At 38.0% G+C, this 15,402-nt stretch carries 15 protein-coding genes and 1 riboswitch; of the genes, 13 read left to right on the top strand and 2 right to left on the bottom strand.

Going from position 1 to position 15,402, the window contains the following annotated elements:
* Positions 1-26: 26 nt before the first annotated feature.
* A complete protein-coding gene (locus tag EPL02_RS03755) occupies positions 27-2,165 on the bottom strand; it encodes an ATP-dependent Clp protease ATP-binding subunit (protein WP_131886990.1) in 2,139 nt (712 codons plus the stop codon).
* A gap of 599 nt (positions 2,166-2,764) precedes the next feature.
* Between EPL02_RS03755 and nhaC the strand changes: the two genes are divergently transcribed.
* The 3 genes from nhaC (at position 2,765) to EPL02_RS21085 (ending at position 5,513) form a co-directional block, all read left to right on the top strand.
* On the top strand, positions 2,765-4,138 hold the full coding sequence (gene nhaC / locus EPL02_RS03750; protein WP_131886989.1) for a Na+/H+ antiporter NhaC: 1,374 nt from the start codon (positions 2,765-2,767) through the stop codon (positions 4,136-4,138).
* 293 nt (positions 4,139-4,431) lie between these two features.
* Entirely contained in the window at positions 4,432-5,310 is an 879-nt protein-coding gene (locus EPL02_RS03745; protein ID WP_131886988.1) for an alpha/beta hydrolase family protein, read from the top strand.
* Between the two features lie 71 nt (positions 5,311-5,381).
* A complete protein-coding gene (locus EPL02_RS21085; RefSeq protein ID WP_247600318.1) occupies positions 5,382-5,513 on the top strand; it encodes a DUF6254 family protein in 132 nt (43 codons plus the stop codon).
* 42 nt (positions 5,514-5,555) lie between these two features.
* Here the strand turns inward: EPL02_RS21085 and EPL02_RS03740 are convergent, their stop codons facing one another.
* The gene (locus EPL02_RS03740) at positions 5,556-6,275 is read right to left on the bottom strand and encodes a 3-ketoacyl-ACP reductase (RefSeq protein WP_094911617.1); all 720 of its coding nucleotides are present in this window, start codon (positions 6,273-6,275) and stop codon (positions 5,556-5,558) included.
* 246 nt (positions 6,276-6,521) lie between these two features.
* On the opposite strand from EPL02_RS03740, the gene EPL02_RS03735 reads away from it, so the two are divergent.
* The 10 genes from EPL02_RS03735 (at position 6,522) to EPL02_RS03690 (ending at position 15,283) form a co-directional block, all read left to right on the top strand.
* Positions 6,522-8,105 carry a spore germination protein gene (locus EPL02_RS03735; RefSeq protein WP_131886987.1) on the top strand — a complete coding sequence of 528 codons (1,584 nt, stop codon included), beginning with the start codon at positions 6,522-6,524 and terminating at the stop codon, positions 8,103-8,105.
* A 22-nt stretch (positions 8,106-8,127) separates the two neighbouring features.
* Entirely contained in the window at positions 8,128-9,330 is a 1,203-nt protein-coding gene (locus EPL02_RS03730) for a Ger(x)C family spore germination protein (protein WP_131886986.1), read from the top strand.
* Positions 9,331-9,336: 6 nt separating this feature from the next.
* Entirely contained in the window at positions 9,337-9,567 is a 231-nt protein-coding gene (locus EPL02_RS03725) for a hypothetical protein (RefSeq protein ID WP_094911616.1), read from the top strand.
* 15 nt (positions 9,568-9,582) lie between these two features.
* Complete coding sequence (locus EPL02_RS03720; RefSeq protein WP_094911615.1) at positions 9,583-10,683, top strand: GerAB/ArcD/ProY family transporter; 1,101 nt, start codon at positions 9,583-9,585, stop codon at positions 10,681-10,683.
* 18 nt (positions 10,684-10,701) lie between these two features.
* The gene (locus tag EPL02_RS03715; protein ID WP_131886985.1) at positions 10,702-11,808 is read left to right on the top strand and encodes a GerAB/ArcD/ProY family transporter; all 1,107 of its coding nucleotides are present in this window, start codon (positions 10,702-10,704) and stop codon (positions 11,806-11,808) included.
* 66 nt (positions 11,809-11,874) lie between these two features.
* A riboswitch (PreQ1 riboswitch) is annotated at positions 11,875-11,918 on the top strand.
* 170 nt (positions 11,919-12,088) lie between these two features.
* Positions 12,089-12,751, top strand: a complete 663-nt coding sequence (gene queC / locus EPL02_RS03710) for a 7-cyano-7-deazaguanine synthase QueC (RefSeq protein WP_131886984.1) — start codon at positions 12,089-12,091, stop codon at positions 12,749-12,751.
* Positions 12,751-13,194 carry a 6-carboxytetrahydropterin synthase QueD gene (gene queD / locus EPL02_RS03705; protein WP_131886983.1) on the top strand — a complete coding sequence of 148 codons (444 nt, stop codon included), beginning with the start codon at positions 12,751-12,753 and terminating at the stop codon, positions 13,192-13,194. The genes queC and queD overlap by 1 nt, the downstream gene beginning before the upstream one ends.
* Positions 13,187-13,918, top strand: a complete 732-nt coding sequence (gene queE / locus EPL02_RS03700; RefSeq protein WP_131886982.1) for a 7-carboxy-7-deazaguanine synthase QueE — start codon at positions 13,187-13,189, stop codon at positions 13,916-13,918. Before queD ends, queE begins: the two co-directional genes overlap by 8 nt.
* A 99-nt stretch (positions 13,919-14,017) precedes the next feature.
* Positions 14,018-14,515, top strand: a complete 498-nt coding sequence (gene queF / locus EPL02_RS03695; protein ID WP_094911611.1) for a preQ(1) synthase — start codon at positions 14,018-14,020, stop codon at positions 14,513-14,515.
* Between the two features lie 66 nt (positions 14,516-14,581).
* On the top strand, positions 14,582-15,283 hold the full coding sequence (locus tag EPL02_RS03690) for an NAD-dependent epimerase/dehydratase family protein (RefSeq protein ID WP_131886981.1): 702 nt from the start codon (positions 14,582-14,584) through the stop codon (positions 15,281-15,283).
* Positions 15,284-15,402 lie beyond the last annotated feature (119 nt).

Genomic DNA, 15,402 nt, shown 5'->3' with positions numbered 1-15,402 from the left:
GACTCCAATGGGGAGTCGCTTTTTCATTATTTTAGTTTAGAAGTAACGCTGATTTTTTGCTGGTCATTAGCATCAATGAAGACTTCGTTTATTTCTTCATCTGTTAATAAAAGGTCAGTTATTTGGTCCTCAACGTGCTCCTGTATAGCGCGACGCAGTGGACGAGCACCAAATGCCGGGTGGTAGCCAAGAGATGCTAGCGCTTCTTTGGCTTTATCTGTAACCTGTAGAGCAATGTTTTGTTCTTTAAGCGTTTCTTCTAATTCATGAAGCATAAGCTCAACAATTTTTACTAAGTGTTCTTGTTCAAGGTGATTAAATTCAATAATCGCATCGAAACGATTTAAGAATTCTGGTTTAAAGTAAGCAGAGAGGGAATCTAAAACAGAAGCATGTCTAAGTGCTTCATTCTCTGCTTCAAAGCCCACTGTAATTTTCTTTTCTCCTACACCTGCGTTACTTGTCATAATGATTACCGTATCTTTAAAGCTTACGGTACGGCCTTGACTATCAGTTAAGCGTCCGTCCTCTAAGATTTGGAGGAACATATGCTGAACGTCAGGATGCGCTTTTTCAATTTCATCAAGTAAAATAATAGAGTAAGGGTTACGACGAACTTTTTCAGTTAATTGGCCGGCTTCGTCATGACCTACATAACCTGGAGGTGCACCAATCAGTTTAGATACCGCGTGCTTTTCCATATACTCACTCATATCAAGACGAATCATCGCATCTTTTGTTCCAAACATTTCTTCTGCTAGAGTTTTTGTAAGCTCTGTCTTACCAACCCCTGTTGGACCAACAAATAAGAAAGATCCAATAGGACGGTGTTTCGCTTTGAGCCCAGCACGAGAGCGACGAATTGCTTTTGCAACTTTTTCTACTGCTTCGCTTTGCCCAATGACTTTGTCAGAAAGGTTTGCTGACAGGTTGTTCATTTTATGAGCTTCATTTTCTTGGAGTTTTCCAACTGGAATACCCGTTTTCTTTTCAATGATTGCTTGAATATGTTCAACTGTAACTTCAGCTTTTTCTTGCTCTTGGTTTAGCTGTTTTTCAAGCTTGGCTTCTTCATCACGAAGTTTGGCAGCAGCTTCATATTTTTCTTCTTTTAAAGCTGTTTCTTTTGCCACAGCAATTTCTTTTAGTCGCTTATCAATATCATCTTTGTTTGTAATACCTGCTTTTAAGTTCATTTTTGAGCCAGCTTCATCTAATAAATCAATGGCTTTATCAGGTAAGAATCGGTCTTGGATATAGCGATGTGATAAATTTACACAAGCTTTAATGGCATCTTCAGTAAAGTTAACGCTGTGATACGCTTCATATTTGTTTTGAATGCCTTTTAAAATTTGAACGGCTTCATCTACAGATGGTTCATGGACCATTACAGGTTGGAAACGACGCTCAAGAGCCGCATCTTTTTCAATAGCGCGGTATTCTTTCAGCGTTGTGGCACCTACAACCTGAAGTTCACCTCTGGCCAATGCTGGTTTTAAGATGTTGCTTGCATCCATTGAACCTTCAGCAGAACCAGCTCCAACAAGCAAGTGAATTTCGTCAATGAATACAATGACGTTTTTGCGCTGCTGTAGTTCAGTAATTAGCTGTTTCATGCGCTCTTCAAACTGACCACGAATACCCGTGTTTGCTACAAGAGCAGCGACGTCTAGTAAGTATACGTCTTTATTCATGAGTTTTGAAGGAACATCGCCTTCTGCAATTTTTAATGCTAAGCCTTCGACAACAGCGGTTTTACCTACACCAGGCTCACCAATTAAAACAGGGTTGTTTTTGTTACGGCGGTTTAAGATTTCAATGACGCGTTCAATTTCTTCGTCACGTCCAATAACAGGGTCAATTAAACCAGCTTTTGCAATTTGTGTTAGGTTTCGACCAAATTCATCTAAAAATCCACCACCGTTTCCTCCTTGTTGAGGAGTAGGCTGCTTAGCTGATTGATTCATGGCTTGTTCGTTTGCTAACTGATTGAATAAATCATCAATATTCATAAAATGGCCACCTCCAAATCCAGACGGCATCTTATTTTGTTTCATTAATGATTGATAACATGTATGGCATAAACGATATTGTGATTTTTGTTGGTTAGCTTGTACGTTTAAATAAATTGTTGCTTCACGTTGTTGACAGTTTTGACACATCATTTAAAAGACCTCCTTAGAATAATTAAATGAATGTAATCATTGATCAATTAGTCAATTTGACTTTGACTATATTTGACCTTTGTGAGCTTATTATACTTTGACCTTTTTTGACTTTCAAGTGTTTTGCTTATACTTTTGTTTTGGAAGTTATTTCTTATTTCAAGTAGAATATTTTGTGTTTGGCTTGTTATCTTTTATATAAGGATTCAGGTAGAACGCACACAATAGGGAGTGGTTTCCGCTTCGAATTTTCCCTTTTCACAGGGTCTCAGAGTATTCGCTAGTCCCACAGGAATCGCACCTGCCTCCTTGATTATTATGTTCCAGCGGTATTTTAAGCTGCTTCGCTCATCTCCTAGAGTCTTACATCTTCTGTTTCAATCACCGATTCCTTTAATAGTTATAAATAAGAAGTATAAGTAATGTACCCGATTAGAATTGGGCAAAACATAGAAAAGAGAGTGGAATTTATTGACGAGGTTGTTTTTTTGACGAGAAGCGATTGACAGTAGTAGGAATAACCCATATACTTCAACTATGTTTAGTGCATAAAAGCATAAAAGCGTTTAAGTGAAAAAGAGATTGAGGGGAACAAGTTAATGAAAAAAGAGATAACATTTGGACAGTCGATTGGGATTGTCGTTGTTTTATTAGGACTTATTTTTGCATCATTATTTTTATTAGGTTTAGCACCACATGTTCCATTACTTATTAGTATTGTGGCGCTTTGTATCATTGGGGCACTTATGGGTGTGAAATGGAAAACTTTTGAACATGGCATTGTAGAAGGAATTAAAGTAGGGATTAAGCCCATTTTAATTCTTATGCTTGTTGGTGTATTAATTGCCGCTTGGATGGTAGGGGGAACAATTCCAACTATTTTATCGTATGGATTCAATTGGATTTCACCGCAGTATTTTTTAATTAGTGCGCTTTTAATTACGATCTTGGTATCCAGCTTTACTGGAAGTACGTTTACAACGATTAGCACGGTTGGAGTGGCTTTATTTGGTATAGGGACGGCAATTGGAGTAAACCCAGGTCTTGCCGCAGGAATTATTGTTTCCGGAGCAGTATTTGGTGACAAGATGTCTCCGTTATCGGATACGACCAACTTTGCTTCCGGGATTGTGGGAGTACCGTTAACGACTCATATTCGTCACATGTTATGGACGACGTTACCAAGTATCATTGTAACGGCTGGGATTGCATTGGTCATTGGCATCAGCACACATCGAACGGGAGTAAACTATGGGGATATTGAAGCTGTACAAAATGCGTTAGGTGATACGTTTAACCTTAATCTCCTAACACTTTTATCACCGCTTGTTGTATTGATTTTATCTATTAAGCGATTTGATGTGCTTCCTACTTTGGTAATTGGAGTTATTATTGCCGTAATAACAGGGGTATTATTACAGCCGACTGTTACATTAGGAAGCATGCTTGGCGCTCTGCAAAGCGGTGGTCAAATTGATTCCGGCAACGAAATTGTAAATGCTATCGTCACAAAAGGCGGACTGGACTCAATGATGTTTTCAGTGTCCCTTGTCATTATTGCCCTAGCTCTTGGTGGGTTGATGCGTGAGCTTGGCGTTGTTCAAGCTTTAATCGAAGGATTAGCTAAGCAAGTGCGAAGAAGCGGCGATGTAGTGCTGTCAACGATTCTTTCATCTATTGGCGTTAACGTTATAACTGGAGAGCAATATTTATCGATTTTATTACCTGGGCAAACATTCAAGCCGCTTTACGTAAAGTGGAACTTAAAGGAGAAAAATTTGTCTCGTACATTAGAAGATGGAGGAACGGTTATTAACCCATTAATTCCATGGGGAGTAAGCGGAGCTTTTATTTCACAAACCCTTGGTATTCCTGTGGTGGAGTATTTACCTTTTGCGTTTTTCTGTCTACTATGTCCAATATTCGCTGTAATTTTGGGTTATACAGGTCTCGGTATTGCTAAACAAAAATAATTTATGAAGTCAAAAGCCTCGCGTTCTTAAGCATTACTTAAAAACGCAAGGCTTTTTGTTATACTAATTATGTTTACTTGTTGCTGTTAAAGGTAATGAGAGTAGAAGCCTTAATCTTTTTCTTCCAAAAAAGAGAAAGTAGTAATACAATAAACCATAACGTTTAGTTAGAAGGTAATTTGTGAAGGATTCCACAAAAATCCTTTTTAGCAAACATTTAAAAAGGGTAAGGCAAAAAGAAACGGTTCATCATAAAAAGAGATAAAAGTTATTAATTGAGGAGAGGATTCTGTTTGAAAAAGTGGGGGTTCATTGTACTGCTTACCATCGCTGTACTTGGCGTGACCGCTGTTTTTTATCGAGCGGAAAGCGGCGATGTAAACAAAGAAAAAGTGCATTTATTTTCACCTTATGCTAGTAATGTTGATATATATCAAATCACTTATCCAAGCGATGGGTTACAAGTTAAAGGATTTCTATTACAGCCTAAAGACATTGTGGATAAAAAATATCCGCTGCTAGTTTATAATCGTGGTGGAAACCGTGAACATGGTATGATTCGAGATAAAACCTTGCGCTACTTATCATCATGGGCTGATAAAGGTTATGTTGTGGTTACGACACAATATCGTGGAAATGGCGGAAGTGAAGGGGTCGAAACATACGGTGGAGACGATATCCATGACGTCCTTAACCTTATTAAATGGGGAGAGCAGCTGCCTTATGTAAACCCTGAACAAAAAGTAGCGCTTGGCTATTCACGTGGTGGAATGATGACGTATTTAACAATGAAAAACGGCATATCTTTTGACGCCGTGGTTGTTCAATCTGGAATTACGGATATGTTTCAGTTTTATGATCAAAGGGGCTCTGAAATGAAGCAAGTGTTAAGAGATATTGTTGGAGATCCTAAGATGTATCCTGAACGATATAAAAGCCGATCGGTTGTCTATTGGAGTGATAAAGTAAATTCACCGCTTCTTATTTTACAAGGAGATCATGACAAAAAGGTACACCATACCCAGGCAGAAAAGTTAGTAGCGCAGCTTGAAGAACAAAATAAAGAGTATAAATACGTCTTATACAAAGGTGGAAATCATCCACTAAGCAACTATTATAATGAGTATAATGCAGAGATTGATAAATGGTTTCAACAGCATTTAGTTGAATAAAAGTGGAAAACATATTCGTCCGTTTTTCGTACATCCTAGAAAGGAACACTACAGAAAAGGATGATGAAACGATGACACAATCAAAAAGACAGCAAGAGCGTCAATGGAATGTGCGTAAACAGTCGCAAAATCCATCTCATGGAAAAGTAAAGTCATTTGAAGAATTAGCAGAAGAGATTACGCCAAAAAATAAAAATAAATAATAAAACCCCCTCGATTCGAGGGGGTTTTTTGGGTTGTTTAAATTAAGGGTTAGTAGACCACATGCCGGCAGATTTGATGAAGATACGAGGATGTAGCTTCAGCTGCGCTACCATGATTTCTGCTAAATCTTCAGGCTGCATTACTTTTTCAGGGTTACCGTCTGTAAGGTTTTCTTTATATGCAAGCTCTGTAGCAACCGTACTTGGTGTTAAAGCAGTTACACGAATATTATGCTTGCGTACTTCAAGAGCAAGAGACTCTGTTAGACCTAATAAGCCAAACTTTGAAGCACTGTATGCACTTGTGACAGGAGCGCCTTTTTGTCCAGCAGTAGAAGAGATATTAATGATGTCTCCACCATTTTTCTCAATCATTTGTGGTAAAACGGCTCTTGTAACGTAATAGACACCCATTAAGTTGATATCAATAATTTGCTTCCATTCTTCAGGAGATAATTCTAAAAAGCCTCCAAATTTTCCGATACCCGCATTGTTAATTAAAATGTCTGCTTTACCTAGTTGGTTATGTAAGTAATCAACCGCCTTATTTACTTCTTCAATTGAAGATACGTCGGCTGTAGCATAAGCCACCTTCACACCAAGTGCTTCCACTTCTTGGGCAACGGCTTTTAAATCAGCTTCTGTACGTGCTAGTAAACCCAGGTTAACTCCTTCTTTTGCTAAATCAAGCGCTGTTGCTCGGCCGATACCTTTACCTGCACCAGTAATGATGGCTACTTTTCCTTGTAATGATTGTCCCATCTTCCATCACTCCTTCTGAATTAAATTATCCCTATTGCTAAAAATAAGCTGCAAATCATGTTAAATGAGCAGCTGAATAAATTAGCAATTTACCTAATCCTACAAAATACAGAGAAGCATTGTCAAAGCTCTTGCTCTATAAAGCGGTTAAAAATACCAAGATAGCTGAATAAATTTCCTGCATAAACAGAAACTATAAGGACTTGAAGAGCAATGCTGTGCCGTTTGAAAAATGGAGGATGAAGTATGCGAATAAAAAAACTATCAGAATTAAAAAGTCGATCTAAAAAGTCTAAAGAAAATGAATCACAACCAACAGCTGAATCTTCATCTTCCAATACTGAACTGTTAGAAAGCGTAAAAGATAATTTAGATGCGGTGAAAACAGAGCTTGGAGATAGTGCAGATGTGGTTTGTCGGGAATTTGCCATTTCAGTTGAAGAAAAATTTCGATTAGGCCTTATTTACATCGACGGATTGGCGAATGAAGATAGTGTACAAGAGTTTACGATGGAATCCATTATGCACAATCATACGAAACAGCTTGTTCATGATGACGGTGCTGTGAATATGTTTGAGCTCATTAAAAATTACAGCTTAGCAATCGGAGAAATTAAAGAAGTCACTCTTTTAGATGACGTTATCCTACATGTTTTATCAGGTGATACAGCTTTATTCATAGAAGGTTATCAAACGTGTATCATTGCTAGTACAAGAGGATGGGGAGAACGAGCCATTTCAGAACCACAGGCTCAAACCGTGGTACGTGGACCAAGAGATAGCTTTACTGAAACGCTGCGTACCAATACGGCACTGGTAAGAAGGCGAATTAAATCCCCTAATTTACGAATGGAGTCTCAGCAAATCGGTAAAGTAACGCAAACAGACGTAGCAATTATGTATGTAAAAGGAATTGCGGATCAGCAAGTAATTGAAGAAGTAAGGTCCCGACTTTCTAAAATTGATATTGACGGTATATTGGAGAGTGGGTACATTGAAGAACTAATTCAAGATGAAGGTTATACTCCGTTTCCAACTATCTACAATACAGAAAGACCAGATTCAGTATCTGCAGGTTTGTTAGAAGGTCGCATAGCAATCTTTGTAGACGGAACGCCGTTTGTTTTATTAGTTCCGGCTCTATTTATTCAATTCTTTCAAGCTGCTGAAGATTACTATCAGCGCGCAGACATTAGTACGCTCATTCGTATTATCCGATACGTTGCCTTTTTCTTAGCTTTATTAACCCCATCTGCTTATGTTGCGCTTACCACCTTTCACCAAGAAATGCTTCCGTTTGGTTTGCTTATTAGCATCGCAGCTCAGCGTGAAGGTGTCCCTTTTCCGGCTGTAATTGAAGCGTTGATTATGGAAGTGGTTTTTGAAATTTTACGCGAGGCAGGAATTCGATTGCCAAGAGCCGTAGGTTCTGCTATTTCCATTGTAGGTGCACTCGTATTAGGAGAAGCTGCCGTGCAGGCGGGACTGGTGTCACCCGCGATGGTTATTGTCGTATCGATTACAGCCATCAGTAACTTTGTTTCACCAGCTTACGATATGGCGATTGCTGTAAGGATGCTCCGCTTTGCTTTAATGCTTTTAGCAGCAACGTTTGGCTTGTTTGGTATTATTTTAGGCCTTATTTTAATGATTCTACACCTATGCAGTTTACGGTCATTTGGCATTCCATATATGACGCCAATGGCTCCGTTTGTCAGTCGAGATCAAAAAGATGCACTCATTCGTCGTTCGCTAAAGAAAATGAATACGAGACCAAAGCTCATTAGTGAACAAAATGTTGTACGTGAACGGTCAAATGATGAGAACTAGCTTTTATAAAGGTGGATGAAGCATGAAACGAATAGTACTTGTATTATGCATCTGTCTACTCCCATTATCAGGCTGTTGGAGTAGTCGAGAGCTAAATGAATTGGCCATCACCGTAGCGGTAGGTATTGACGAAGTAAAAGATGGAATTGAGTTAACCGTTCAAATTATTAACCCGGGTGACATTCAAGCCCAAACGCCGACGAATGGTCCCTCCGTTACTACGTATTCGGTTAAAGCAGATTCTGTCATGGAAGCTCTGAGGAAAATGACAATTGAATCACCTAGAAAAATATACTTATCTCATTTGCGGATGCTGGTTCTTAGCGAAGGAATTGCAAAACACGGAATTGCTGAAGTGTTAGATTTTTTCGCACGAGATCATGAAGTGCGAACCGATTATTTTGTCGTAGTAGCAAAAAATTCACGCGCTTCATCCGTTTTAAATGTGTTGACAACTATCGAAAAAATTCCAGCCAATTATATGTTTGCCGCACTGGATACGTCACAAAAAGTTTGGGCGCCTACGCGAGGTGTAAAGCTGAATGAGCTGATTAGCAACTTAACGAGCCAAGGCAAACATCCTGTGTTAACCGCTGTTCTTGTAAAAGGAAACCGTAAAAAAGGCGGGGATATGGCAAATGTCCAGCGAGTTAATCAAGACACAATTCTAAACTTTAGAGGCCTGGGCATTTTTAAGGGAGATGAACTGGTCGGCTGGTTTAATGAAAGTGAAAGTAAAGGATACAACTATGTCACTGGAAACGTAAAAAGTACCGTCGTTGTTATTCCATGTGAAAAAAAAGAAAAATCTCATGACATTATTGGAGTGGAGATGCTTCGAACAAGTACCGATATTAAAAGTCGTATGAAAGATGGAAAGCCTGTAATTGAGGTGAATTTAAAGGGGGAAGCAAACGTTGCTGACGTAGAGTGTCAAGTTAACCTGCAAGATCCTGCTATGATTACTAAACTAGAAAAAAAAGCTGAACATGATGTGCGAGATAAAATGCACAGAGCAATTAAAAAAGCACAAAACGATTATCAAAGTGACATCTTTGGTTTTGGAGAGGTCTTTTACAGGCAAAATGTAAAGGACTGGAATAAAATGAGAGATAACTGGGATGAGATTTTTTCCGAAGATTTAGAAGTGAACTTAAAAGTAGATGTACAAATACGTCGACTTGGCACGCTGAATAACTCATACATGAAAGAAATGCAGAATTAGTGGAGCATGGAAAATTTACTGCTATTTTTAGGCGTATTCAGTTTTTTAGCATATAAGGCGATTCTTCCACTTTATCAACAAAAACGAATAAAAGAAATAGTGATATATGGAATATTTTCTGCTGTAGGGATGGTAATGTGGGTAGCGGTTATTTTCCGAATAACAATTCCAACTCCGCTGTATGCTCTTGAGTTTTGGATGCAGTCCATCATTGATGCTTTCTCTTCATTTTATTAGGTGTAGGTGTCCAGTATGAACCAAAAAGAAGTAATAAGTGGGAAACAGTTTTTTACATTAATCTACGTATTCTCCATTGGCAGTGCAGTTTTAGTTGTACCTACTGTATTATTAGCTGTGGCAAGAAACACCGCTTGGGTTTGTGCAATTATTGGAACGGGAAGTGGGCTCTTATTTGCAGGGCTTCTACTAGGGTTAATCAAAAAATACCCTCAATCGACGTTGGTTGATATAGCGAAGAAGTCTTGTGGCAAATATGTCGGAGGAATAATTAGCGTGTTGTATTTGCTGGTGATGCTACTAGAGGGTTCTTTTTTGCTAAGAGATATTAGTAACTTTATGACTACTCAGATTGTGCCTGAAACGTACTCAAGCTGGATTCATATTCTCATCATGATAGCAGTTATGTATGCTGCTTATTTGGGGATAGAAGTGGTTGGAAGAACCTCGGAAATTTTCTTGCCGTGGGTGTTAGTTCCATTCGTTTTGTTAATTATATTAAATATTCCACAAATGAAAATTGAACACATGTTGCCACTTTTTTATTTGAAAGCAGACGAAATATATATAGGAAGCTTGTACTTTTTATCCAATCCTTTTTTGGAACTAATTCTTATTTTAATGGTTACTCCTCATGTTCAAAAGTATGAACATGTTAAGAAAGGATTACTTTACGGCGTAGTTGCTTCAGGTTTTACAATTATTATTGTGACGTTGTCTTGTATTTTAGTTTTAGGTGCAAATATTGCTTCTATGTATTTATACCCAACTTACCTGTTAGGAAAAATGATTTCTATTGGTCAAACCATTCAGCATATTGAAGTATTGGTAGCGATAATTTGGATGTTATCAATTTTCTTTAAAATTACCATTGTATTTTATGCCCTGAGAAAAGGCTTGGGCCAGCTTCTCAATTTAAACAATACCAATTTTTTAAATTATCCTATTGGACTGATTTTGTCAGCAGCTGCTTACTACATTATTCCAAACACTACTTATTTTGGCTACTTTGTACAGAATTATTGGCCGTACTATCTGTTTATATTAAGCGTATTGATTCCATGTATATTTTTAGTTATTGGCATTTTCAAGCGAAGGTCGGTCACAACACAGTGAGTAAAGGAGAGGAAAGGAATGCATCCACGCTTAGTAATAAGCAATTTTCAATTGTTCTCAATGATGCTTCTGTTCTTATTCGGCAGTGCAACCATTGTGAGTATTGGACAGGAAGCGCGTCAATCTGCATGGATTGCCGTTTTAGTAGGGATGTTGATATACTTGCCTTTCTTTGCTCTTGTTACACTTTTATATAAAAAACATCCGGAAGCAACGTTTCCGACAATCTTAAAAATTGCTTTTGGAAAACATCTTGGAAGAATCATTTGCATGTTATATGTGCTATATTTCATTTACATTGGTGCCCGTGTTCTAAGAGACTTTTGTGAGCTATTACTGTTAACATCCATGAATCACACGCCGCTAGTAATTGTTGGGGCGATTATGATGGCAGTGATTGCTTATGCATGCTTTTTAGAAGTTGAGCCTATTGCAAGAGCGAGTGTCTTATTATTAGTTGTTTTTATTAGTTTTATTGTATTAGGGTTCTTGTTACTTTTCTTTTCTGATGTTATGAATCCAGATCGCATGCAACCCATTTTAGGGGAAGGGATCGACTCAATTTTTAAAGCCGTGTTTCCTCTTATCTTGACGTTTCCATTTGGAGAAATGGTTGTTTTCTTAATGTTTAATCAGTTTGTAAAGGGAGAACGGTCTCTTAGGAAAATGGGAACACGTGCTGTAGTTATAGGTGGGGTTATGCTTAGTATGCTAAGTTTGATCAGCTTAACTACGCTAGGTCAACACTTGGTAGGATCATCGACGATTCCCCTTATTGTAACTGTACAGCAAGTAAATATTGGAGATATTATTCAACGAATGGATATGCTAGCTATTAGCGTTCTCATCATTGGTGGATTTGCTAAAGTAACGATTTTCGCATATGCAGCGATTGTAGGAGTAAAAGAGATTTATCAAACGAATAGTCACAAGCTGTTGATTTTTTTAATTGCAATTTCAATCCTCACGACGACAGTTTTTATGTCCGATAACTCGATCAAGCATTTAGATATAGGGTTGAAAGTGGTACCTGTTTGGATTCACATTCCCATGCAGTTTGTAATTCCAATTGTGACGCTGCTAATTCTCCAGTTGAAAAGTAGGGAGAAAAATAGAAGTACATAGCAATTTTAAGAGGAGTATGGTATAGTTAAGAACGAAAATTGAAAGAAGAAATGCCGTGCTCTATGTGCGGGAGAGGTTCGTAAACTCCCTCTATAAAAAACTAAGATCATCAGTGAGATGACAAATGGCGCCGTTTTAGGGGCTTTTTTCCTGTTTCTTTGTTTATAAGAAAGGGATTCTTAGTTAAGGGAGATTGCAAACACAGCAATCTCTTTTTTATATGATCTAAATAACGGAATGTTTTCTTCTTTGACTTTATATAGGAAAAGGAGACGAAAAAATGAAAAACGAAAAAGCAATTGTTGTATTTAGCGGTGGACAAGATAGTACGACTTGTTTATTTTGGGCGTTAAAAAACTTTAAAGAAGTGGAAACCGTTACGTTCGGCTACGGTCAGCGTCATAGTAAAGAGATTGAAGTTGCAGAAGCCATTGCAAAAGATCTTGGTGTGAAGCACACAATTTTAGATATGTCGCTGTTAAATCAGTTAGCGCCTAACGCACTGACAAGAGATGATATTGATATTAGCCAGGAGGAAGGGGAGCTACCAACAACGTTTGTAGACGGACGCAACCTTCTCTTTTTGTCTTTTGCCGCTGTACTAGCTAAAAATAGCGGTGCACGTCATTTGGTAACAGGCGTATGCGAAACAGATTTTTCAGGGTATCCAGACTGCAGAGATGTATTCGTTAAATCCCTCAACGTAACGCTGAATTTATCAATGGATTTTGAATTTGTTATTCACACACCGTTAATGTGGATTGATAAAGCAGAGACATGGGGACTAGCGGATGAACTAGGTGCGCTTGATTATGTACGTGAACATACATTAACTTGCTATAACGGTATTATTGCAGACGGGTGCGGAGAGTGTCCTGCATGTAAACTTCGCAAGAGAGGTCTAGAACAATACCTTGAAACGAAACGAGGAGGGGAACAGTAATGCTTCAGCAAATTTACCCACAGGTAGTACATCCTTATTCGTACGAATTAAATAAAGACATGAACTTCGCCGCTGCGCATTTTGTTCCTCATGAGTCAGCGGGAAAATGTCAGCAGGTTCATGGCCATACGTATTTTGTGAATCTAACAATTGCAGGTGATGAATTAGATTCATCAGGCTTTTTAGTTAATTTTGCTACGTTGAAAAAGATTGTGTCTGGTCAGTTCGACCATACGCTTTTAAATGATCATAAGCATTTATTTAATGAAGAGGATGCGAATGATTTCCCAACATCTGAAGTGATTGCTCGAAAAATCTATGAACTTGTACAAGCTCATTTAGATGCGCTTGAAAATAAACCAGTATGTGTGCAAGTATTTGTTCGTGAAACTCCTACAAGCTACGTTGTATATCGTCCAAAGAAGGTGAAACGAGATGAATAATAAGGTTCCTGTACTCGAAATATTTGGTCCTACGATTCAAGGAGAAGGAATGGTTGTGGGGCGAAAAACCATGTTTGTGCGCACAGCTGGCTGTGATTATTCATGCAGCTGGTGTGATTCCGCATTTACTTGGGATGGGTCAGCCAAAAATGACATTCGTCAATTGACGGATGAAGAAGTCTGGCATGAGCTGCAAGCTCTAGGAGGAGACCGTTTTGATCATGTAACCATTTCAGGAGGAAATCCAGCGCTGTTAAAATCTTTAGATAAACTGGTGGACCGCTTGCATAACAATGGAAAGCAAGTGGCGCTTGAGACTCAAGGAAGTCGCTTTCAAGAGTGGTTTTATAAAATTGATGATTTAACCATTTCACCTAAGCCACCAAGTTCAGGAATGAAGACCAATTACGAAGTGTTGGACGATATTATTGAGCGTTTGCAAAACAAAGGACGAAGTCAACATATTAGCATTAAAGTGGTTGTGTTTGATGAAATAGATTTGAATTACGCAAAGCAGATTCATCAGCGTTATGCATCAGTTCCTTTCTTTGTCCAAGTAGGAAACGATGATTTGACGACAACGGATGATGATGCATTAACCCGCAAATTATTAGAGAAATATGAGTGGTTAATTGATCTTGTTGTAGCTGCACCGGATATGAATAATGTGCGTGTATTGCCACAGGTTCATGCACTTGTATGGGGAAATAAAAGAGGCGTGTAAGCGTTCTTTAAAAAATTTACAAATAAAATACAAAAACAGATATGTACAAAATGAAAAAACGCTGTTAGAATGACAATCGTAGAAAGAGAGGAAACACAAATGAGTGGTCGTAAAGAAGAGGAATTAGAAGGTGTAACGCTTTTAGGCAATCAGGGAACAAAATACTTATTTGAGTATTCACCAGAAATTTTAGAGGTGTTTGATAACAAGCATCCAAATCGAGATTATTTCGTTAAGTTTAATTGTCCAGAATTTACAAGCTTATGTCCGCAAACGGGTCAGCCCGATTTTGCTACAATTTATATTAGCTATATACCTGATGAAAAAATGGTTGAAAGTAAATCCTTAAAGCTTTATTTGTTTAGTTTCCGAAACCATGGTGATTTCCATGAAGATTGTATGAATATCATTATGAATGATTTAATCAAACTGATGAATCCACGTTATATTGAAGTATGGGGGAAATTTACGCCACGCGGTGGAATTTCCATTGATCCATATACAAACTATGGTCGCCCAGGTACAAAATATGAAGAAATGGCTTCTTATCGATTAATGAATCACGACTTATACCCAGAAACAATTGATAATCGTTAATGAAAGCAGGTTGTCTTAACAACCTGTTTTCCAATGTAAACAACAACAAGGTGAGAAGGTGAAAGAATGTCACAAAGATCAGCATTAGTACTAGGAGCAAGCGGCCTTATTGGTCAAGAACTTTTACAGTTGCTTTTGGATAATCGCTTATATAGCCATGTGACAGTACTTGTTCGAAAGGCATTGCCAATTGAACATGAAAAGCTACGTCAGCTCGAAATTGATTTTGCAGAGCTTGAAAAGTATGAAAAAGATTTTGCAGTTGATGATGTCTATTGTTGTTTAGGCACAACGATGAAAAAAGCAAAGACGAAATCGAAGTTTATTAAAGTGGACTATGAATTTCCACTAAAAGCAGCAAAATGTGCCGAAGCAAATCGCTGTCAAAATTTTTTAACCGTTACAGCAATTGGTGCTGATCTGCGCTCCCCTTTCTTTTACAGTAAGGTAAAAGGTCAAGTGGAAGAAGATATTGCGAGCCTATATATTCGTTCGACGCATTTCTTCCGTCCATCATTACTGTTAGGCAAACGCGACGAGTTTCGTTTAGTTGAAAAAGTAGGGGAATACACTCTTAAGTCTTGCTCATTTTGCCTAATTGGTAAATGGAAGAAATATCGACCAATTAAAGCTTACAATGTTGCAAAAGCAATGATGAAAGCGGCTATGGAAGATAAAGCAGGTGTTCATATCCACGAAAGCCAAGATATTTTCACTGGAGAATGTTATTACTCATTTACAAATGGTAAAAAAGTGATTGCAAAGTAAAAGTCTCGAATTTAGAGGCTTTTTTCTTTTTTTTAGAGGTAGCTATTTTTCTTTCCTTAAGGAAACTTTTTTAGTTTCGTGCATATAATGAAGTAAAAGCATGAGGAGGAAGGAAATGA

The sequence above is a fragment of the Bacillus sp. CBEL-1 genome (assembly GCF_004348885.1).
GTDB classification, from domain to species: Bacteria; Bacillota; Bacilli; order Bacillales; family Bacillaceae_H; genus Priestia; species Priestia aryabhattai_A.
The sequence above is the reverse complement of the archived record's forward strand: the minus strand, read 5'-3'. Positions and strand labels throughout refer to the sequence as shown.

Excerpts from the sequence above, each read along its gene's own strand:
- EPL02_RS03755 (WP_131886990.1), bottom strand. The coding sequence starts at position 2,165 with ATGATGTGTCAAAACTGTCAACAACGTGAAGCAACAATTTATTTAAAC.
- nhaC (WP_131886989.1), top strand. The coding sequence starts at position 2,765 with ATGAAAAAAGAGATAACATTTGGACAGTCGATTGGGATTGTCGTTGTT.
- EPL02_RS21085 (WP_247600318.1), top strand. The coding sequence starts at position 5,382 with ATGACACAATCAAAAAGACAGCAAGAGCGTCAATGGAATGTGCGTAAA.
- EPL02_RS03740 (WP_094911617.1), bottom strand. The coding sequence starts at position 6,275 with ATGGGACAATCATTACAAGGAAAAGTAGCCATCATTACTGGTGCAGGT.
- EPL02_RS03735 (WP_131886987.1), top strand. The coding sequence starts at position 6,522 with ATGCGAATAAAAAAACTATCAGAATTAAAAAGTCGATCTAAAAAGTCT.
- EPL02_RS03730 (WP_131886986.1), top strand. The coding sequence starts at position 8,128 with ATGAAACGAATAGTACTTGTATTATGCATCTGTCTACTCCCATTATCA.
- EPL02_RS03725 (WP_094911616.1), top strand. The coding sequence starts at position 9,337 with ATGGAAAATTTACTGCTATTTTTAGGCGTATTCAGTTTTTTAGCATAT.
- EPL02_RS03720 (WP_094911615.1), top strand. The coding sequence starts at position 9,583 with ATGAACCAAAAAGAAGTAATAAGTGGGAAACAGTTTTTTACATTAATC.
- EPL02_RS03715 (WP_131886985.1), top strand. The coding sequence starts at position 10,702 with ATGCATCCACGCTTAGTAATAAGCAATTTTCAATTGTTCTCAATGATG.
- queC (WP_131886984.1), top strand. The coding sequence starts at position 12,089 with ATGAAAAACGAAAAAGCAATTGTTGTATTTAGCGGTGGACAAGATAGT.
- queD (WP_131886983.1), top strand. The coding sequence starts at position 12,751 with ATGCTTCAGCAAATTTACCCACAGGTAGTACATCCTTATTCGTACGAA.
- queE (WP_131886982.1), top strand. The coding sequence starts at position 13,187 with ATGAATAATAAGGTTCCTGTACTCGAAATATTTGGTCCTACGATTCAA.
- queF (WP_094911611.1), top strand. The coding sequence starts at position 14,018 with ATGAGTGGTCGTAAAGAAGAGGAATTAGAAGGTGTAACGCTTTTAGGC.
- EPL02_RS03690 (WP_131886981.1), top strand. The coding sequence starts at position 14,582 with ATGTCACAAAGATCAGCATTAGTACTAGGAGCAAGCGGCCTTATTGGT.